This is a genomic window from Kitasatospora sp. NPDC034533, from assembly GCF_055575155.1.
In genome coordinates, this window is sequence record NZ_JBVITE010000031.1 from 55,300 (window position 1) to 75,026 (window position 19,727).

18 protein-coding genes are annotated in these 19,727 nt (G+C 76.0%); 5 read left to right on the forward strand and 13 right to left on the reverse strand.

The features are described 5' to 3' along the window. The first annotated feature begins 55 nt into the window (after positions 1–55). Together ACZ55U_RS21770 and ACZ55U_RS21775 are read left to right on the forward strand one after the other, a co-directional pair. Positions 56–940, forward strand: coding sequence for a winged helix-turn-helix transcriptional regulator (locus ACZ55U_RS21770; protein WP_465527948.1), 885 nt, complete (start codon positions 56–58; stop codon positions 938–940). A 131-nt stretch (positions 941–1,071) separates the two neighbouring features. Then, positions 1,072–1,731, forward strand: coding sequence for a hypothetical protein (locus ACZ55U_RS21775; RefSeq protein ID WP_465527950.1), 660 nt, complete (start codon positions 1,072–1,074; stop codon positions 1,729–1,731). Between the two features lie 124 nt (positions 1,732–1,855). Here ACZ55U_RS21775 and ACZ55U_RS21780 read toward each other — a convergent pair whose 3' ends face one another. The 4 genes from ACZ55U_RS21780 to ACZ55U_RS21795 form a co-directional block, all read right to left on the reverse strand. Then, entirely contained in the window at positions 1,856–2,740 is an 885-nt protein-coding gene (locus tag ACZ55U_RS21780) for an NAD-dependent protein deacetylase (RefSeq protein WP_465527952.1), read from the reverse strand. A gap of 10 nt (positions 2,741–2,750) precedes the next feature. Next, positions 2,751–3,464, reverse strand: coding sequence for a P-loop nucleotide/nucleoside kinase family protein (locus ACZ55U_RS21785; RefSeq protein WP_465527954.1), 714 nt, complete (start codon positions 3,462–3,464; stop codon positions 2,751–2,753). Between the two features lie 266 nt (positions 3,465–3,730). Further along, positions 3,731–4,480, reverse strand: coding sequence for a maleylpyruvate isomerase family mycothiol-dependent enzyme (locus ACZ55U_RS21790; RefSeq protein WP_465527956.1), 750 nt, complete (start codon positions 4,478–4,480; stop codon positions 3,731–3,733). 6 nt (positions 4,481–4,486) lie between these two features. Continuing rightward, positions 4,487–5,290 carry a methyltransferase domain-containing protein gene (locus ACZ55U_RS21795; RefSeq protein ID WP_465527958.1) on the reverse strand — a complete coding sequence of 268 codons (804 nt, stop codon included), beginning with the start codon at positions 5,288–5,290 and terminating at the stop codon, positions 4,487–4,489. A gap of 228 nt (positions 5,291–5,518) precedes the next feature. Between ACZ55U_RS21795 and ACZ55U_RS21800 the strand changes: the two genes are divergently transcribed. Further along, positions 5,519–6,211 (forward strand): Tat pathway signal sequence domain protein, encoded by a 693-nt coding sequence (locus ACZ55U_RS21800; RefSeq protein WP_465527960.1) that lies wholly within the window; start codon positions 5,519–5,521, stop codon positions 6,209–6,211. 192 nt (positions 6,212–6,403) lie between these two features. Here the strand turns inward: ACZ55U_RS21800 and ACZ55U_RS21805 are convergent, their stop codons facing one another. The 9 genes from ACZ55U_RS21805 to ACZ55U_RS21845 form a co-directional block, all read right to left on the reverse strand. Next, positions 6,404–7,657: a glycosyltransferase 87 family protein gene (locus tag ACZ55U_RS21805; protein ID WP_465527962.1), complete on the reverse strand. Its 1,254-nt coding sequence runs from the start codon at positions 7,655–7,657 to the stop codon at positions 6,404–6,406. Between the two features lie 186 nt (positions 7,658–7,843). After that, positions 7,844–8,653: a hypothetical protein gene (locus ACZ55U_RS21810; protein WP_465527964.1), complete on the reverse strand. Its 810-nt coding sequence runs from the start codon at positions 8,651–8,653 to the stop codon at positions 7,844–7,846. Positions 8,654–8,793: 140 nt separating this feature from the next. Further along, a complete protein-coding gene (locus ACZ55U_RS21815) occupies positions 8,794–9,540 on the reverse strand; it encodes a methyltransferase domain-containing protein (protein ID WP_465527966.1) in 747 nt (248 codons plus the stop codon). Positions 9,541–9,543: 3 nt separating this feature from the next. Next, entirely contained in the window at positions 9,544–10,329 is a 786-nt protein-coding gene (locus ACZ55U_RS21820; RefSeq protein ID WP_465527968.1) for an SDR family oxidoreductase, read from the reverse strand. Continuing rightward, complete coding sequence (locus ACZ55U_RS21825) at positions 10,326–11,189, reverse strand: TauD/TfdA family dioxygenase (protein WP_465527970.1); 864 nt, start codon at positions 11,187–11,189, stop codon at positions 10,326–10,328. Before ACZ55U_RS21825 ends, ACZ55U_RS21820 begins: the two co-directional genes overlap by 4 nt. A gap of 12 nt (positions 11,190–11,201) precedes the next feature. Further along, a complete protein-coding gene (locus tag ACZ55U_RS21830) occupies positions 11,202–12,458 on the reverse strand; it encodes an aspartate aminotransferase family protein (RefSeq protein WP_465527972.1) in 1,257 nt (418 codons plus the stop codon). An 11-nt stretch (positions 12,459–12,469) separates the two neighbouring features. Continuing rightward, positions 12,470–16,723 carry an amino acid adenylation domain-containing protein gene (locus ACZ55U_RS21835; RefSeq protein ID WP_465527974.1) on the reverse strand — a complete coding sequence of 1,418 codons (4,254 nt, stop codon included), beginning with the start codon at positions 16,721–16,723 and terminating at the stop codon, positions 12,470–12,472. After that, positions 16,720–17,289, reverse strand: coding sequence for a DUF6309 family protein (locus ACZ55U_RS21840; RefSeq protein WP_465527976.1), 570 nt, complete (start codon positions 17,287–17,289; stop codon positions 16,720–16,722). Before ACZ55U_RS21840 ends, ACZ55U_RS21835 begins: the two co-directional genes overlap by 4 nt. Before the next feature lie 12 nt (positions 17,290–17,301). Then, positions 17,302–18,252 carry a phytanoyl-CoA dioxygenase family protein gene (locus ACZ55U_RS21845; RefSeq protein WP_465527978.1) on the reverse strand — a complete coding sequence of 317 codons (951 nt, stop codon included), beginning with the start codon at positions 18,250–18,252 and terminating at the stop codon, positions 17,302–17,304. A 466-nt stretch (positions 18,253–18,718) separates the two neighbouring features. On the opposite strand from ACZ55U_RS21845, the gene ACZ55U_RS21850 reads away from it, so the two are divergent. Both ACZ55U_RS21850 and ACZ55U_RS21855 read left to right on the forward strand, forming a co-directional pair. Beyond that, entirely contained in the window at positions 18,719–19,390 is a 672-nt protein-coding gene (locus ACZ55U_RS21850; RefSeq protein WP_465527980.1) for a TetR/AcrR family transcriptional regulator, read from the forward strand. Positions 19,391–19,528: 138 nt separating this feature from the next. After that, positions 19,529–19,723 carry a DUF1918 domain-containing protein gene (locus ACZ55U_RS21855; protein WP_465527982.1) on the forward strand — a complete coding sequence of 65 codons (195 nt, stop codon included), beginning with the start codon at positions 19,529–19,531 and terminating at the stop codon, positions 19,721–19,723. Positions 19,724–19,727: the final 4 nt, after the last annotated feature.

Consider the following 19,727-nt stretch of genomic DNA (forward strand, 5'->3'; position numbering starts at 1 on the left):
CGCGACCTCCCCGGGCGAGTGGGTTTCATTTTGGAACTCACTATAATCGGTGGCCATGCGGCACACCGAAGCAGCGGACCCCGACTGCGCGATCTCCCAGGCGCTGACCGTGGTCGGCGACACCTGGACACTGCTCCTGATCAGGGACATCGCCGGCGGCACCCACCAGTTCGACGCCCTGTGCGCCGGGCTCGGCATCAGCCGCCGGGTCCTCACCGAGCGGCTCAAGGCGCTGGTGGCCGACGAGGTCCTGGAGAAGCGGCTCTACCACGCGCACCCACCGCGCTACGAGTACCACCTCACCGAGCGCGGGCGGGGTCTGCTGCCCCTCCTGGTCGCCCTCCAGGACTGGGGCGACCGGTACGTGCTGGGCGACGGCTCCCTCTCCGCCACCAGCACCGCCGACTCGGCCGAGACCCGCCGGGTGCACGGCCTGACCGGACGCCGCCTTCCCGAGCTCGAACTCGACTCCGCCAGCGGCGACTTGACCGACCCGGTCGTGACCGGAGCCACCTGGACGGTGCTCTACTGCTACCCCGGCGCCTACGCCCCCGGCGGCCTGGACTACCCGCCCGGCTGGGCGGAGGTCCCCGGCGCGGGCGGCTGCACCCTGGAGTCCAGCACCTACCGCGACCGGATGCCCGAGTTCACCGCCCGCGACGCCCGCGTCCACGGCATCAGCACCCAACGCCCCGACCAGCTGGCCGCGTTCGCCGAGCACGCCCGGATCCCCTTCCCGCTGCTCTCCGACGCCGACCTCCAGCTGGCCGCCGCGCTGCGCCTGCCCACCTTCCGGGCCTCGGGCGTCGACCGGCTCAAGCGCCTCACCCTCGTCCTGGACGCCACCCGCACCATCCGTGGGGTCCTCTACCCGGTGATCGACCCGGCAGGCTCGGTGGCGGACGCGATTGGCCTGATCGACCACCTTGCGCGGAGCTGACGACGGCCCCTCCCCTCGTCACCCCGGCGCACCCCGGTCAGGATTGTGACGTGACCCTGTCTAGTTCGTTCCCGTCCCGGTGTGGTGGGATGAGCCTTCACGGGGTGGCGCGACGCTGACGGGGGTGTGTGATGGCGCGGAGCGAGTGGCTGCGGGAGCTTGACGGGGACGCGGCAAGCCTGGCGGCCGTGGGGCTGGTGCGGCTCGGTGCGCAGGAGCGGCTGGGCGCCGACGCCGGGGAGCCGGCCTGGATGGGCGGCCTGCGGGCCGCCTCGCTGGCCGACGCCTGGCTGGCCTTCGGGGACGCGCCGGCGTCCGGCCTGCGGGTGCCCGCTCCGGCGGTGCTGCGGGCCGTCGCGACCCGCGCCGCGGAACTGGTGCTGCGGTCCTGCCGGGAGGACGGGCCGACGGCACTGGGGTGGCTGGGGCAGCGGGCGGCGGAGGCCCGCGAGCAGGCGCAGCGGGACGGCACCCAGCACCCGGCCGAGCCCTGTGCGCTGACCCTGGTGTGGCACGGGGTCCAGGCGCTGGCCGCCGGGGACGGAACGTACCAGGCCCGCCGCATCGACGAGCGCGGCGAGGCGTACGTGCGGGAGCACCACCGCCGACAGGACACCCTGGCGCTGGTGCTGTGCTGCACCCGGATCGCCGCGGGGGCGCTGGTGGAGCTGTGCGAGGGCGATCCGGAGCGGGTGGACGCCTGGCTGGAGCGGGCCGCGGCCCGCTCCATGCCGCGCGACGGCCGGGTGCCACTGTGGGTGCCGGGGCGGCCCTGGCAGCCGGCCGGCTGAGCTCCGGTCGGGCCCGGCGGCGGCCGGGCTTTCGCCCGGGGCGGGCCTTCTGCCCGGTCGGACCGAGCGGCGCGGCCGGTTCGACGGACGGCCCGGCGGTCGGCCGGACAGCCGGCCGGCCTCGTCAGGGAGCGCCGAGCAGCCGGGCGACCTCCGTCATGGCAGGCCCCAGCGGCAGGTCGAGCCGGAGCCCGGCGAGGTCGTCCGCCCGGGTCGGCCCCTGGTTGACGATCGCCACCGGCAGCCGCGCCCGGGCGGCCCGGCGAACGAAGCGCAGTCCGGACAGCACCGTCAGCGAGGAGCCCAGAACCACCAACGAGCTTGCCGCGTCGACCAGTTCGTAGCAGCGCTCGACCCTGGGAACGGGAACGTTCTCGCCGAAGAAGACCACGTCGGGCTTGAGCACTCCGCCGCAGTCCGCGCAGGCGGCGACCCGGAAGCCGTCCACCAGCGGCTGCGGCAGCCGCGCGTCGCCGTCGGGCCGCAGCTCCGCCCCCGGCCGGCGGAAGCCCCGGTTGAGCTCCTCCAGCCGCAGGTCGAGTTCGGCCCGGGAGCTGGTGCGGCGGCAGCCGAGGCAGACCACCCGGCGCAGCCCGCCGTGCAGTTCGACGGCCTCCCGGGTGCCGGCCGCGTGGTGGAGGCCGTCGACGTTCTGGGTGATGACCGCCGTGACGTGCCCGGACCGGCGCAGCCCCTCCACCGCGTGGTGCCCGGCGTTGGGCCGGGCCCCGGCGATCGCGGGCCAGCCGGTGTGGCTGCGGGCCCAGTAGCGGCGCCGGGCCTCGGCGCTGCCGGTGAACTCCTGGTACGTCATCGGGGTGCCGCTGCGGCGGCGGCCGGTGGCTCCGCGGTAGTCGGGGATGCCGGACTCGGTGGACAGGCCCGCCCCGCTGAGCACCACCGCGCCGCGCCGGTCCAGCAGCCGTACCAGGGCCTCCAGGGCGTCGGGCCCGGCTCCGCCGCCACCGCCCGGAGCCTCCGGCCCGCCGGGGTGTTCGAACGCCTCCATACCGTCGAGGTTAGACCGGACCGTCGAGGTCGGACCGGCGGGCCGGGGTCCCCGCCCGGCCGGGCGGCCCGGTGCCGGCGCCGGCGCCGGTGCGGGCGTCGGCGCCGGTGCGGGCGTCGGCGCCGGTGCGGGCGTCGGTGTTGGTGCGGGCGTCGGTGTTGGTGCCGGTGCCTGCGTCGGTACCGGTGGCGGCGTCGTCGCCGGTGGCGAAGGCCGCGATCCGTTCCAGTGGCGGATTCCAGCCCCGGGTGGTGTCCACGACCAGACAGGGCGCGTCCAGCGCGATCGGCACCCAGCTCTCGATCGGCCGCTCACCGCGCGCGATGCGGCGCAGCAGTTCGCCGTCCGCGTGGACGGCTCGGGCGGGCGTCTCGGCGGCCCGGCGGGCGATGCGGTCGCGGGCGACCTCGGGGTCGACGGTGCAGCGCACGATGCGCAGGTCGGCGAGGGCGACGAGCGGCGTCAGGCCGGGGCGCCACAGCCGGTCCTGGTAGGCCGCCTCCGCCACCAGGTCCGTGCCCGCGCGCAGCTGCTCGCCGATGGTGCGGAAGAACGCCGCCAGTGCGCGGCGGTCCAGGTCGCCCTCAGGACCGGGGCCGGGTTCGGGTCCAGGTTCGGCGGCCATCCGCTCCTTGATCTCGTCCCGGCAGACGACCGGCCGGCCGAGCGCTTCGGCCAGGGCGTGCGCCAGGGTGGTCTTGCCCGCCCCGGGCGGGCCGCTCACCACGACGAGGCCCGGGCGCCGGGACGGGTGCCGGGGTGGGGACGGGTGCCGGAGCGGGGACGGAGGTCGGGACGGCGAGCGGGTTCCGGTCATGGCTGACGAGTGTGCGCCGAAGGGTCGCCGCCCGCCACCTCCCCCGCGGATGGCGGACGGCGGGCAGGTGCCACAGCGATCCCGTTCCAGTGGACCTTCCGCCCGGTAAACCCACCCGAAGCGGAGATGAACGCCACTGAACCGCCGCTACAGGAGCAGGCGTCGCCCCCGGGTCAGCCCCAGCCCGGCACCGGCGGCAGCGGCCACCCCGGCGGCGCCGGCAGCGGCCCGTCCGCCCGCAGGTCGTCCCCCGGGCCGCGCCCCGACAGCCAGGCGAGCAGGGCGTACCCGGGGCCGCTGACGGTGGGGCCGACCGGGGCCGGGGTCCAGTCCCGGGCGAGGTCGGTGGCCGTCAGCCGGGCGACCGGGAACCCGCGCGCGGCCAGGGCGGCCGCCGCCTGGTCGAGTTCCCAGCGGACGTACCCTGCGGGCCAGTCGGCGACCGAGGGGCCGAGGTCCAGGTCGACGTGGTGGGTTTCGAGCTCGCGCCGGGCCCGGTGCAGGGTGAACCACGCCGGGTGCCGCCAGCCGGCGAGCGCGGACACGAGGGCGGACCAGCGGTCGGCGGGCACCGCGGCCGCCGCCGTGACCATCCCGTCCAGGCTGCCGCGCAGGTCGGCGACCAGCTCGGCCGCGCCGCTCCCGGCGCCCTCGCGCACCGCGCGGTCCAGCATGGCGGCGTCGGCGCGCGGTCCGGGTGCGGCGCCCGTCCCGGCCAGGACCAGCAGCCACCGGTAGGCGTCGGCGCTGCGGGCGAGGTGGGTCAGGAGGTGGGCGCGGCTCCAGCCGGGCAGCGACGAGGGCTCGCGGGCCTGCCGGTCGGTCAGGCCCGCGAGGGTCGCGAGGAGCCGCCCGACGCAGGCGCGCACCTCGCCGAGCAGCGCGGTGGCGTCGGGCGGGCGAAGGTCGGTGGGGTGCGTCATGGGGGCTCAGGGGCGGCGGGCCCAGGCGGAGACCAGCGGTGCGGTGGCCAGGTCGAGCCGGCCGGAGGCGACGTTGGCCAGGTGGCGGTCGATCTCCTCGTCCGTCGCCAGCCCCTCCCCCACCAGCAGCCGGCGGACCTGCCGGACCGTGGCGTCCTCCAGGACGGCGCAGGCCGGGGAGGTGATCGGGAAGTACGCGTCGGCCCGGACGTCCACCAGGCCCGCCCCGCGCAGCACCCTGGGCAGCGTCCGCCCGTACGCGAGGTCGGCGCCGCGCCCCGCCATCAGGGTGCGGAAGCCGGAGCGCAGCCGGTTGGCGAGGCGCTCGTCGGGGCCGGACTCGTCCGGGCAGATCAGCGGCATCAGGGCCGGGTCGGCGTCCTCCAGGAGCAGCCAGCCGCCGGGGCGCAGCGCCTGGACCATCCGGCGCAGGGCCTCGGCGCGGTCGGTGACGTGCACCAGGACCAGCCGGGCGTGCACCAGGTCGAACTCGCCGGGCGGCGGCGGGTCGCCCGCCACGTCGTGGCGCAGCACCTCGATCACCCCGCCGGCGACGGGAGCGGTCCAGGAGACGTCGATGTCGGTCGCGACCACCGACCCGGTGGGGCCGACGCGCTCGGCGAGTCCGAGCGGCAAGGAGGGGCCGCCCGCGCCGACCTCCCAGCAGCGCATCCCGGGGCCGATCCCGAGGGCGTCGACGTGCCGGAAGGTCACCGGGTCGAACAGGTCGGAGAGGGCACCGAACCGGATGCCCGCCTCGGCCTGCCGGTTGTCCAGGAGGTAGCCGCGGTCGTTGTCGTGCTCAGCCATGCGGGAGATTGTCGCAGCCACCGCTCCCGGAGCCGCACCGGCTCCCCCGTCTCCGCCTCACCCATCCTTGTTGACGGAAAGTCAGCAAGTTCCGTCCATCGCCTTGACGGCGCATGGTCAGGCCTGGACGCTATGGAACCCGGAAACGCCGCGCGCTCCCCGGTTCCCCACCGCTCGGGAGCCGCCAGAGGTCGTCTTCTCGCCCCTCACCGAGAAAGAGGCTCTTCCATGCGCATCAACCGCCACCTCGCCGTCACCGCCGCCGCCGTCTGCGCCACCACCGCGCTCGCGGCGGCCACCGCCTCCGCCTCCGCCGCGCCGGAGCCCCTCGCCGCCTCGCCGGTGCTCACCACCGCGGGCGCGGGCGGCCCGGCCGTCGCGGCGGGCGACGTCCTCGCCGCGCCGCTCGCCGCGGGCACCAAGGCCACCTTCTACTCGACCGCCACCAGCACCACCGGCGTCACCTGCGCCACCTCCCGGCTCACCGCCACGACGCTGGGCAACCCGGCCGCGCCGGGCAGTGCGACCGCGTCGCTGACCGGGCTGACCTTCGGCTCGTGCACCGCCAACATCACCGGCGTCACCTCGGTGCGCAGCCTGACGGTCGGCAACCTGCCGTACGGCGTCACCGTCTCCGACGCCCCCGGCCTGCCGGTCACCCTCAGCGGCGGCTCCGCCGGGCCGATCCAGGCCACCGCCGTGCTGGACACCTGGTTCGGCACCGTCACCTGCTCCTTCCAGCTGAGCGGCGCCTTCACCGGCAGCGCCGACAACACCGCGCACAGCCTGGCCTTCAGCGCCGAGCACTTCGCCAAGAGCGGCGGCTCGACGCTCTGCCCGGCCGACGGCTACTTCTCGGCGACGTACGGCCCGGTCACCGACACCAGCCAGGCCGGCGCCCCGGCGGTCTACGTCAACTGACCGCCCCCTGCGCCGGGGCGGGCACGGTGAGCGCCGCCGCACCCGCCCCGGCTCCCGGTCCGCCCCCGGCCTTCGAGCCACCGGCCGGACGCCCCGAACCGGCTCCGCCGGCCACACCTCGAAGCCTGAGCAGCCGGTTTCCGGCGCTTTCCGGCGCCCCGGGCCGCAGCGGGCCCGGTCCGGGGCGGGCGGTCAGGTCCGGAGCGCGCCGAACTCGCGGGCGGTGGCCCGGAGTACGGCGATCAGTGCCAGCAGCATCAGCGCGCCGTGGGCCGGCATCGACAGGTACGGCGCCACGCCGGGCGCGATGAACTTGAGGTAGCTGCCGAACGAGGAGAGCTGCACCAGCACCGGCACGTACCAGAGCCGCCTCGGCCGTTGGAAGGCCACGAGCACGCTGAGGACGTCCGCGACGTAGAAGTAGCGCTCGTGCATGGACGGCAGCAGGAACGGCACCGCGATCGCGAAGACGGCGGCCAGCAGCAGCACCCGCGGCCCGGTGAGCCCCGCCGGGTCCTCGGCGCGCCGCGCGGCCCGGACCGCCAGCGCGACCAGCGCCAGCACCAGCACACCGGCGACCAGCACGCCCGCCCGGCGCACCGCGTCGCTCGCCTCGGACGGCACCGAGACGAACTGGTAGACCGACGGCGCGTTGAGGGTGAGGTCCCGGTAGGTCCCCGTCTGGCGGCCGTACACCGTCAGCAGCTGCCAGGGGTCGGCGCCGAGCAGCAGGGCGGGGACGTCGAGCGCCAGGTACACCGCTGGGACGGCCAGCAGGCTCCGCCACGGCAACCGCCGGTTCAGGACGAGGACGAGCAGCAGCGGGAACAGGAACACCGCCTGGAGCTTGAAGGCCAGGGCCAACCCGAAGAACGCGCAGGCCCACCAGGGCCGTTGGCGCAGGAGGTGGTGGACCCCGCCGATCAGGAAGGTGGTGAAGACCGCGTCGGCCTGGGCCCACCACCCGCTGTTGGTCACGACCGTGGGCAGGAACAGCACCGTCACCGCCGCCGCGAACGGCAGCCAGGGCCGGTGCGGCCACCGCAGCGAGACGATCCGGTGGGAGTAGTACGCGAGCGCCAGGTCGAAGAGGATCGACAGGCACTTGACGCCGGTCATCGCCGGCACCGGCAGGTAGCTGAGCCCGGCCATCAGGTACAGGTAGGGGACGTTGTAGTCCGAGAAGCCGCCGCCGGCGAGGGCGCGGAACCCGCCCCGCTCCGCGATGTACCGGGACCACGGGCCGAGGAAGTAGTGCCAGTCCGGCGACTCGTACTCCAGCAGCAGGGCCCGGACCAGGAGCGCGGACGCCACCGCCGTCACCGCCGCCAGGGCCAGGACCGTGGGATCGGCCGGGCTCGCGGGGTGCGGCGTCCCGGGGCCCGGCGCGGGCTCCCGGCCGGCGGCTCGGGCATCGGTCTCGGGCGGGTCCGGAAAGCGGGTCATGTCCCCAGGACGCCGCACCCGCCGTGAACGGATGACAACGGGCCGCGCCGGTTTTCCGGCCACCGGCGCCGCGCCGGTGCCCGGCCGCAGATACCGCGGCGGTTCTCCGGCCGCCGGCACCGCCCCGGTCGACGCCCCGGGCGGGCGGCGGGTGCGCGGCGGCCCCGGGAGTCGACCGGCGCGCGCTCAGTCGCCGGCGACGGCCGTGAACTCGGCGGTGCGCACCCGGTCGCCGTGCTTGAAGTCCAGGTACAGCCGGTACGGACCGGCGGTCGGGGCGACGGCGTGGAAGGTGATGTCCGGGCCGGACTCGGTGGTGCCGTCGCCGGGCTCGCCCTCGGGGTGGACGTGCAGGTAGGCGAGGTCCGCGGCACGCAGCGCCACCAGGTGGCCGTAGGCGGCGAGGTAGGGCTGGAGGTCGGCCACCGGGGCGCCGTCGCGGCTGACGGTGAAGGTGAGCGGCGCGCCCCGGCCCGCCGCCAACGTCCCGTCCAGGGTGACGGTGTAGCCGTCGACCTCGGCGGTGGTGGCGGGCTCCGGCAGCGGCCGGGCGGCGCTCTCGCCGGGGATGGTGAGGTCCACGCCGAGGGTGAGCGGGTCGGCGCCGACGGCCTTGAAGTCCGCGTACGCGTGGTAGGCGGCGGGGCCGTCGAACGGGGTCGCCACCCGCCAGGTGCCGTCGGCGCCCAGCTCGGGGTGGACGTGGCGGTAGCCGGAGAGGTCGGCGCGCACCACGATCAGGTGCAGCAGCGCTTCGTGCTGCGGCTCGTACGCGGTGACGGACGTGCCGTCGGCGCCGGTGATGCGGAAGGTGAACTCACCCGTGAGGCCGACGGTCTCCGGCACCAGGGTGAAGCCCTGGGCGGAGGCCGCCAGCCCCTGGGGTGCGCCGTGGTGGCCGTGGTGTGCGTGATGCCCCTGATGCGTGTGGTGCGTCTCGTGCTCGTGGTGCCCGTCGTGCCCGCTGTGCCCCTGGTCGTTCTGATGCGTGGTCATACCGACAACCATGGCCCGCCCGAAGCGAGTTGTCCACGGGGAATCCGCCCCGTTCGCCATACCCCCTGGGGGCATTTCGGGCAGTGCGGACCGGTCGGGGCGATTCGAGCGCCGGACCGGCCCCGACGGGGCCCGAGGGCTCAGGCGCCCGCCTCCCGGTGCCGCCACCGCACCGGGTCCACGGCCGCCGCCGCTCCCGGCGCGGTCCGGGCCGGAGCCCGGTGGTCCACGGTCGAGAGCACCAGCATCTCGTTCTCCCGGGGCCGGAACTCGTAGGCCACCCGCTCCGTCCGGCTCGGCACCCCGAGGCCGGCCAACTCCCCGCGCAGCCGCTCCAGTCCGGGATACCGCTCGCCCGTGTCGTGCGCCACCAGGGGGAAGATCCGCACCTCCCGCCGCGCCACCCGGGCGAGCTCCAGCAGGGCCGCCCGGTGGAACTCCTCGTCGAGCCGGCCGCCGTACGAGAACAGCAGGTGGGAGCTGAGCACCAGGTCGAACGAGTCGTCGGCGAAGGGGAGTTCGGGCAGCGAACCGGCCACGTAGCGGTGCGTCCGGGCGCCGATGTCGGCCCGGAAGGCGCGGGCGTTGGCCGTCCACTGGCGGATCAGGTCGTCCACGTCCGCGTACCGGGACCAGACGTAGCCCTCGGTCTGCTCCACCAGCAGTTCGCGCTTGAAGGCGGTCTCCCGCTCGACCAGCAAGCCCAGCTCCGCACGGTGCTCGGCGTACTGGCGGTCGACCGCGACGGCGTCGATGCCGCGCCACCCGGCCTCCGCCACGAAGCTCGCCGCGCCGGCCGGGCAGTCCAGCACGCGCTGCTCCAGGTCCCGGTCGCCCAGCGCGAACATCGCCCGGTAGTCCGCGAACGAGCGTGCGCTGACCAGCACGGCTCACCCCCGCCCGACGAACGGCATGGTGGTCGGCAGCACCACCAGGGACTGGATGGTGGTGTCCGGCGGCTGCGAGGCCATCAGCACCAGGGCCTCGGTGAAGCGCTCCACCGGGATGGTCGCCTCGACGGCCATCGTCCGGTCCGCCTGCATCGCGGCCGGCTGGGGTCCGCCGTCCACCGGGGCGACGTTGCCGACGTCGATCTGCCCGCAGGAGATGCCGTACGGCCGGCCGTCCAGGGCCAGCACCTTGGTGAGGCCGAGCACGGCGTGCTTGGCCGCCGTGTAGGCGATGGACTGCGGGCGCGGCACGTACGCCGAGGGGGCGCCGTTGTTGATGATCCGCCCGCCCTGCGGGGTCTGGGTGCTCATCACCCGGAAGGCCTCGCGGGCGCAGAGGAAGCCGCCGGTGACGATGGTGTCCAGCACCCGGTTCCAGTCCTCGAACGGGGTCTCGGTGATCGGCCGGCGCGGGGCCGCGGCGCCCGCGTTGTTGAACAGCAGGTCCAGCCGGCCGTACCGGTCGAGGACGGTGTCGAAGAGCCGGGCGACCTCCTCCGGACTGCGGATGTCCGTCGGCACGGGCAGCACCCGTTCGGCGCCGGGCCCGGCCAGGGCCGCGGTCTCCTCCAGCGCGTCCTTGCGGCGCCCGGCGACGACCACCGTCCAGCCGGCCGCCAGCAGCGCCAGCGCCGAGGCCCGGCCGAGGCCGCTGCCCCCGCCGGTGACGATCGCCACCCGTCCGTGCGGTGCGGCCTGGCCCCCGGGGCCTCCTCCGGTGCTCACAGCTCCCACTCCTCCCCCTCGTTCAGCCAGATCCGCAGCATCCGCCGCGAGTAGCGCCCGGGTTCGTCGACGAACGGGGAACGCCCGTGCAGCACCCGGCTGTTGCGGATGATCAGCAGGTCCCCGGGGCCCATCGGCAGCCCGAAGGCGATCTCCGGCCGGTAGAGCACCTCGTCCAGCACGCCCAGCGCCTCCCACTGTCGATCCGTCAGTTCCGGGCCGCCCCGGTCGGGGGACGACCGCACGGTGCGGGTCTGGTAGTAGCAGCCGATCGTCCCGTCCTTGCGGTCGTAGAGGATCGGGGTGACCACCACCTGCGGGCCGGCCCGGCCGGTCCGGTCGAAGGTCCAGTCCTCGCGGAGCGTGCTCAGCGCGTCCGGCCGCTCCCGCTCGATCAGGTCGTGCACGTGCCGGGCACTCGCCAGCTTGGTCAACCCGCCGCCGTCGAAGGCGGGTTGGAGACAGAGCAGGACGAGCAGGTCGCAGGTGTCGCAGTGGAAGCCGAGTTCGGTGTTGCCGTCGCCGTCCTGGTCGCGCAGCACCGAGGTGAGGTCGCCGCGCCCGTTCTGCGGGACGATCCGGCCGAAGTCCCGCAGCAGGAAGGAGAGCGCCTCGGTGATCTCCTGCTCGGGGTGGGACGGGTCCATCAGGCCGCTCACATGGGTGATCCCGACCGAGCCGGCGGCGTCCCGGACGAACTCCCGCAGCCGGGCCCGCACCCCCTCGGCCGCACCCCACCGCCCGGCCCGGGTGTCGGCCCACAGCAGGTGCCGCTCCCGCTCCGTCAGCCGGAACGACCACAGCTCCCGCCGGGCCTCCAACTCCAGGCTGCTCCAGCCGATTTCGGTCACCGCGTCCATGTCCACTCCTCCCTACCGGCCGCCGGTCTCGACGGCCTTCGCCCACAACTCCAGTCCCTCGTCGATCTGTTCGGCCGTGACGACCAGTGCGGGGATCATCCGGACGACGTTGACGTGGATCCCGCACAGCAACAGCAGCAACCCGTGCTCGGCCGCCGCCTGCTGGACGCGCCGGGCCGCCTCCGGGTCGGGGGCGCCGTCCGGGCGGCAGAACTCGGCGGCGGCCATCAGCCCGAGCCCGCGGACGTCGGCGATCCCGGGCGCCCCGGCGGCCACCTCCCGGAGCCCGGCCAGCAGCCGGGCGCCCTGCGCGGCCGCGTTCTCGACCAGCCGCTCCTCGCGCAGCACCTCCAGCGTCGCCAGGGCGGCGGCGCAGGCCACCGGGTTGCCGCCGTAGGTGCCGCCCTGAGAGCCGGGCCAGGCGCGTGCCATCAGCTCGGCGGGCGCGGCGATCGCGGACAGCGGGAAGCCGCTGGCCAGGCCCTTGGCGGTGATCAGCACGTCGGGCCGCACCCCCGCCTCGTACTGGTGGGCCCAGAACCGGCCGGTGCGGCCGAAGCCGCTCTGCACCTCGTCGACCACCAGCAGGATGCCGTGGCGGTCGGCCCGCTCGCGCAGCCCGGCCAGGAAGCCGGGCGGGGCCGGCACGTAGCCGCCCTCGCCGAGCACCGGCTCGACGAACATGGCGGCCGTCTCGGCGGGCGCGGAGACGGTGGCGAGCACCTCGTCCAGTCCGCGCAGGGCGTGCGCCACCGCCTCCTCCTCGGACAGGCCGAGCCGGAAGGCCGCCGGGAAGGGCGCCACCGCGACCCCGGGCATCATCGGGCCGACGCCCGCCCGGAACCGGGTGCCCGCCGTGGTGAGCGAGGCCGCGCCCATGGTGCGGCCGTGGAAGGAGCCCTCGAAGACGATCGCGTTCTGCCGTCCCGTCGCCTGCCGGGCGAGCCGCAGCGCGGCCTCCACCGCCTCGGTGCCGGCGGTGGCGTAGAACAGCGAGTCCAGGCCGGGCGGCAGCACCTCGCCGAGCCGCTCGGTGAGGGTGAGCAGCTGGTCGTGCAGCACGGTGGTGTACTGCCCGTGGATCAGCCGGCCGGCCTGCTCGCGCACGGCCTCGACCACCCTCGGGTGGCAGTGGCCGGTGCTGGTCACCCCCACGCCGGAGGTGAAGTCGAGGTAGCGGCGGCCGTCGGCGTCGTAGAGGTGGAGGCCTTCGCCGCGCACGGCGACGACCGGGGTGGCCTGCTTGAGCACCGGGGAGAGCTGGGACACGGAGCCTTCCTTCACGGGTTGGTCCTGCCTTCGAGGATCGGGGGGTTCGGGCCGGCGGGCGGCAGGTAGCCGGCCCCGGCGGCCCAGGAGAGCGCGGCCGACCACCACCGCCGGGTCGGCGCGGCGAAGCGCACCCCCAGCCGGTCCAGCACCCCGGTGGTGTACGTGCTGTCCACCAGGACGCGCCGCTCCTCCTGCGCCGCCCAGGCGGCGGCCACCCGGGCGGCCGTCGGGTGGCGCCGCTCGGCCCGGGCGAGGGCGGCCGCGAAGCCCTCCTCGTCGGTGAGCCGCACGGGGTGGCCGTGCCCGGCCAGCCACCCCACCAGCTCATCGTGCGGGACGGCGTGCGGCGACTCCACGTGGTACGCGCCGGGCGCGGCGTACGGGTCGAGGGCGATCGCGGCGATCCCGGCGGCCACCGTGTCCACGTGGGAGAACGCGAAGGCGGTGTCCGGCCGGCTCGGCGCGGCGCCGGCCAGCAGGTAGCCGCGGATCAGCTGGTAGATCCGGTTGTCGCCGGCGTTGGCCTGGAACGCGCCGGTCCGGCTGTGCGCCGCGATGTGGCCGCTGCGGTGCAGGTAGGCGGTGTGGCCGCGGGCGGCCCAGGCCCGCACGGCCTGCTCCGCCCGGTACTTGGTCCGCTCGTACGGGGTGCGGAAGTGCTGGCCGATCTCCAGGTCCGCCTCGCTGAAGCGGCGCGGCGGGCCGTCCACGCCGCCGGAGACGGCGAGCGTGGAGACGTGGTGGACCCGGGCGTGCGGGGCGTTCTCCCCGACCCAGTCGAGCAGCCGGCGCACCGCCGTGTGGTTGGTGCGCTCCAGTTCGTCGGGCGAGGCCACCAGCCGGACGTCCGCCGCGGCGTGCACCACCAGGTCGGCGCCCCGGGCGAGGTCCAGCCCGGCCGGGGAGAGGCCGAGGCCGTCCCGGTCGATGTCCCCGGCGAGTGCCCGGGCCGGGCGGCCCCCGCCGGCCGGACCGCCGCCGAGCCGGCGCAGCGCCTCGGCGTCGCCGGAGGCCCGCACCAGGCAGGTGACGTCGGCGCCGCGCCGCAGGAAGGCCTCCAGCAGGTGCCGGCCGAGGTAGCCGGTGGCACCGGTGAGCAGCACCCGGGCGGGTTCGCGCACCACCGCCCGGGCGGTCGGCGCCGTCGGGGCGGGGCCGGTGTGCAGCAGTTGCCCCGAGGTGGACAGCGGTGCCCGGACCGGTCGCGCGGCGTCCGGTGCCCCCGCCTCGGCCGCCACGGTGCGGGCGAACCGCCCGGTGATCCGCTCGGCGGCGCCGTCCGCGCAGGCCGACCGGCCGTACACCAGGTCGGCCACCAGCCGTCGTTCCACCACCCGTGCGGTGAGCCGCAGGTCGTACAGCGGATCGCCCCCGGCGCAGCGGGCCACTCCGGCCTGCTCGGCCGCGACGCTCCAGTCCAGCGCGGGTTCCTCGGGCAGCCGGAAGGTGCCGAGGAAGTTGAAGCCGACGGCGGGCCGCTCACCAGGTGCGTCCATCGGCCGGACGGGCGTCTCGCGCAGCCGCCGCGCCACCGTGTCCGGGGTGTCCCCGGCGTCCAGCTCGACGTGCTTGGCGGCGGTGAACCAGCCGACGGTGTCCAGGAACTCCCCCGCGTCGCCGGCCGCGTCCCGGCCGTGGGTCTCGACCTCCACGGCGAGCCGGGGGCGGCCGCTGTCGGCGGTGAGGGCCTCGGCGAAGGCGGCCAGCAGGACGGCCTCCAGCCCGGCCCCGGCTCCGTGCCGGGCGATCAGCCGGGCGGTGGGCTCCGGGTCCAGCGCCCAGCTGAGCGCGGCGGGCCGCTGGGCCGGGGCTTCCTGGGCGGAGGCCTCCGCCGGGGGCGTTGGGTCCGCAGGCGCCACCGCCGCGGCCCAGGCGTAGAAGTCCGCCGTCGGCGGCAGGTCGGCCGGCTTGCCGTCGAGCGCCGCCCGGTACGCGTGCGCCAGGTCGTCCAGCAGGATCCGCCAGGACAGCCCGTCGACCACCAGGTGGTGCGCGATCAGCGCGAGCCGGTCGTCGGTGCCGGGCGGGCCGGAGAAGAGGTGGACCCGCAGCAGCCGGGCGGCCGACGGGTCGAGGCTGCGGTGGAGTTCGGTGCAGACCCCGGCGACGGTGCCGGCGATCTCCCCGGCCGCGCGCGGGATCCGGGAGTGGGAGACCGGGTCGAGGTCGGCCACCGGCCGGGGCTCGCCGCAGCCCTCCGGGGAGATCGGCCGGCGCAGCGCCGGGTGCCGCTCCAGCACCGCCGCGACGGCCGCCGAGAGCGCCCGCGGGTCGACGGCGGCTCCGCAGCGCAGCAGCACCGACTGGTTCCAGTGCCGCACGTCCCGCAGCGCGCGCTGGCGGTACAACCACCGCTGCGCGGGGGCGAGTCGGCCGGAGCCCGGACCGCGCGGAGCCGGTACGGACGGCGCGGCCGGGACGGCGGCCGCCGCCAGGCCCTCCGCCGTCGGGTGCCGGTAGAAGTCCTCGTAGGCGACCCGCAGGCCCGAGCGCCGCAGGAGCGCGATGGTGCGCATGGCGAGGATGGAGTCCCCGCCGAGGCTCAGCACGTCGGTGCGCGGCCCGACGGCGGGCAGTCCGAGCGCGGCCGCCCAGAACCGGGCGATCTCCCCGGCCGGGCCGCTCGCGGCGGCGCCGCCCGACTCGGCCCGGGCCTCGACCAGTTCGGCCGCCAGCTCGGCGAGCCGCCGCCGGTCGAGCTTGCCGTTCGGACCGACCGGGAACCGCGGCAGCACCAGGATCGGCCGCGGCACGGAGTAGCCGGGCAGCCGGTCCCGCAGGTACGCCGTCAGCCCCTCGACCCCGCCGGCTCCGTCCACCAGCCTCACCACGCCGATCAGTTGGTTGCCGAGCGCGTCCGACCGCAGCAGCGCCGCCGAGCGGGCCACATCGGGGTGGCCGTCCATCGCACGCTCGACCTCGGCGAGGTCCACCCGGTAGCCGCGGACCTTCACCTGGCGGTCCACCCGGCCCAGGAAGACCAGGTTCCCGTCGGGGCGCCTGCGGCACAGGTCGCCGGTGCGGTAGACCAGTTGGCCGTCGTGGTGGACGAAGCTGCGGGCGGTCTCGGCCGGCCGGCCGAAGTACCCCGGGGTCACGCCCCGGCCGCCGACGAGCAGTTCGCCGACCTCGCCGTCCGGCACCGCCCGGCCCTCGCCGTCCACCACCGTGAGCAGCACGTCGCCGATCCCGGTGCCGATCGGCACGGTCGCCTCGTCGGCGGGCAGCTGGCTCGCGGAGGTGACCGGCAGGCAGGTGGCGCCGACGGTGGTCTCGGTCGGGCCGTAGTGGTTGACCAGCCGCGCGGTGGTGCCGCCGTCGAGCAGGGCGGCGGCGAGCGGGCGCGGCAGCGGCTCGCCGCCGAGCAGCACGGTGCGCAGCGGCGGGGCACCGGCCGGGCGCCCCTCCAGCAGGGCGGTCAGGTGCGAGGGGGTGGTCTTCAGCAGGTCCACCCGGGCGCGGCGCAGCGAGGCCCAGAAGGCCTGCGGGTCGCGCACCTCGTGGTCCGGGACGAGGTGCACCGAGCCGCCGGTGGCCAGGGCGAGCAGCCAGGCGGTGTGGCCGAGGTCGGCGGCCAGGGTGGTGACGTGGGCGGCGCACGGAGCGTCGGCCTCGGTGAGGTCGAGGCGTTCGGCCAGCGCCCGGGCGTAGTGCAGGGCGTTGGCGTGGGTGACGGCCACGGCCTTGGGCTCGCCGCTCGATCCGGAGGTGAAGGAGAGGTACGCGAGGTCCTCGCCCCGCACCTCGGCCGCCGGCGTCGGCCGGTCCGCCGGCGTCGAGGGGCCCGGGTGCTGGCCACCGAGGTCGACCGGCTCTCCGCCGAGGCCGTCCTCGGTGGCCAGCACCCGGGCCGCCGCGACGGCGGCCAGCCGCCGGGCCAGGTCGGCCGGCGACCAGTCCGGGTCGGCCAGCACGGCCGCGGCGCCCGAGCGCAGCACCCCGTACAGCAGCACCAGCATCCGGGCGTCCCGGGGGCCGACCAGCGCGACCCGGTCTCCCCGGCCGGTGCCGGCGGCGGCCAGCCGGGCGGCGATCCGGTCGGCCGCGGCGTCGAGCGCGCGGTAGTCGAAGGTGCGGACGCCGTCGCCCAGGGCGGGCCGGTCGGGGTGGGTCCGGGCGAGGTGCGCGAGCAGTCCGGGCAGCGAGCGGGCGGCGTCGGCCGCGGCGGCGGGATCCGCCGAGGGCGCGGGGCCCGTGGCGGGAACGGCGCGGGCCGGGTCGGCGGACGGCGTGGACCGGAGGTGCCGCGTCGCGGGGGTCACGCCGACCCGCCCCTCCTCCGGCCCGCCCGGGCGGGCCCGGCGGCCACCCCCGGGTCGCCCGCCAGGTAGCCGTCCAGTCCGGCCCACTCGGGCAGTCGCCCGCTCAACTCCCAGGCCAGCATGCGGTGCAGGCCGTCGAGGTGGATCAGGCCGGAGCGGACCTCCAGGCCTCCGTAGTCGGAGTGGTCGATCGGGGCGGTGCTGAGGAAGACGGGCGTGAAGGGGGCCTCCCCCAGCAGCCGCAGCTTCCCCGCGCAGACCGGGTTGGCGACGGCCCAGGCGGCCCCGGCGGCCCGGATCCGCCCGGCCGCCTCGGCGACCGTCAGCCCCGAGCGCGGCACCAGTTCGAGCTCCCCGCCCTCGCTGAGGTGCCAGGGCAGCACGACGCCCAGGACGTCCTCCCGGGTGAGCCGGATCCGCCACCAGCCGCCGGGGATGCGGTCGGCGCGTTCGAGGCTCTCCTCGCCGTACATGTTGCTGTTCGCCTCGTGGTCCCGCTCCACCGGGTGGTCCCTCAGGTAGGCGTCGTGGACCTCGGGATAGGCGACGGCGGTGACGATCTCCACGACCAGTGCTCCTCAGACGGTTCCGGTGTGCTCGGTGCCGGTGCGCTCGGCGCCGACGTGCCCTGCCTCGGCGTACTCCGTGCCGGAGACCGCCGCCCTGCCGCAGTGCCCGGCGCCGGCGAACTTCCCGTCGGCGTGCCCGGCGCCGGAGTACGCGGCGTCGGAGTACCCGGCGCCGGAGTACTCGGTGAAGTGCCGCTCCGCGAACAGCTCGGGCCACTGGCCGTCGGCCAGGTCGAGTTCGCGGGCCCGGGCGAGCATCTCCCGCCAGTACGGCTTCACCGGGCGCCAGCGCGCCCCCACCTGGCAGTACGAGGCGTCGACGAAGTACCGGGGCCTGCCCGGCCCCTCGGGCGCCGGTCTGCGGGTGTGGAACAGCGCCGAGTTGAGCAGCACCGTCGAGCCGGGCGGCAGCCGGTCGATCAGCACCTCGCCGGGCAGCTCCGCCGTCCCGTGGTGGGCGAGGGCGGTCTTGCGGGCGGCGCGCAGGTGCGAGCCCGGCAGGACGGCCAGGCCGCCGACCTTCTCGTCCAGTCCGCCGAGGTAGTGCAGCGCGTGGACCATCAGCAGCGACGGGTCGGAGCGGTCGTTCGGCTCGCAGTCGTGGTGCCAGGGCTTGCCGGGGACGCCGGGGTCCTGGCGGTCGCTGTGCAGGTGGTGGAAGACGAAGTCCAGCCCGAGCAGGCGGGTCAGGGCGCGCATCAGCGGTGGGTGGGTGAGGAGTTGGCCGTGGGCGGGCAGTTCCAGTTCCAGCAGCGGCGGCGGCCCGTGGCGGGCGGGGTCGGCGCACGCGGCGATCGACCGGGCGCGCAGTCCCTCGTCGACCCACCGGTCGACCTCGGGGGCGAGCCGTTCGCGCAGGGCCTCCGGCAGCAGCCCGGGCAGGACGACGTACCCGGACTCCAGGAACTGGCGGCGGTGCTCGGTGTCGAGGGCCTCGCGCCCTCCGGAGGAGATCGTCACCGACCTGATCCCCTCCTTCCGTTCGGCTGGGCGCACGGGGGGAACCGGCGCGGCCGCTCCCAGCGCCGCGGGGTTCGGCAGTGCGGGTCCTGGCGCCGGGGGATTCGGCACATCGGGTCGTGGCGCCGTGGGGGCTTGGCGCCACAGGAGGTGGCACGAGCAAGGAGGCACACGGGGGTCATCCAGACCTCGGGTGGCGGCGGAGCGTCCGTCACAGGCGCCGTGGCCGCCACGGCTGAATCGCGATCACCACGAAGAGGCGTGCGTTGATCACGCAAGGTAGTCCGTCCCAGGAGTATGAACCTGTCCTCGCGCCCACGACAAGGCCATGCCAACTCGTGGACACCTTCCCGCCACCACGCGGTTCAGCTCCGGCCACCACTCGACTCCCGTCCCACCCGGAACAGCGGCCGACTCCCGCCCCGGTGATTCGCCGCAGGAACAGCGGATGCGGCACAGTGAGGTCATGAGTGCGGGATCCAGGAGCCACCGAACGGCCGGGCCGGCCAGGCGCCGTCCGGTCCAGCAGCGCAGCCAGGAGCGGTACGGCCGCATCCTGGACGCCTGCGCCGCGCTGCTGGACGAGGTCGGGGCGACCGCGCTCACCACCAAGGAGGTCGCCCAGCGCGCCCAGGTGCCGATCGGCACCCTCTACCAGTTCTTCGCCGGCAAGGAGGACCTGCTGGCGGCGCTCGCCACCCGCAACCTCGACCACTACCTCCAGCGCCTGGACGCCCGGCTGGCCACCGCCGCACCGGTCGGCCCCGCCCTGTTCACCGACCTCGCGGTGGAGGAGTTCGTGGCGATGAAGCGCGCGGTGCCCGGCTTCGGCCGGCTGGACTTCGGCCTGGCCGGCGGCCCGGTCGTCCCCCGCGGCGTCCGGGACGACCGGCACCTGCTGGACGCGGGGGTGGACAACAACACCGCCGTCGCCCTGCGGCTCCAGGCGCTCGGCGGCGAGCTGTTCCGCTCCGGCGATCCGGCGGCCACCACGCTGACCCTGCGGGTGGCCCTGGAGGCGGCCGACGCGGTGCTCAAACTGGCCTTCCGGGAGACCCCGGACGGCGATCCGGCGCTGATCGCCGAGTGCAAGCGGTTGGTGCGCGGCTACCTCGCGCAACAGCCGTCCGCCCGCTGACCACCGGCGGCCCGCGCCCCCGCGGCCACCGCGCGTCCCGCCCGCCCGAGGCGTTGCGAGCCCGGCGCGCCCGCAGCACAGTGGATAGCGGGAACGGCCGTGGAGGCGGCCGTCACGCACGACCCGAGGGAGCAGACCATGCAGGCAGCGATCGGCGACCAGCTCCACATCCACAGCAGATCGGTGGGCATGGTGGACCAGAAGGGCGAGATCATCGAGGTGCGCGGCAGCAACGGCGAGCCGCCGTACGTGGTCCGCTTCGAGGACGGCCACGAAGGTCTGATCTACCCCGGCCCCGACTGCAACATCGAACAGCGCCAGGCGGAACGCTGACCGA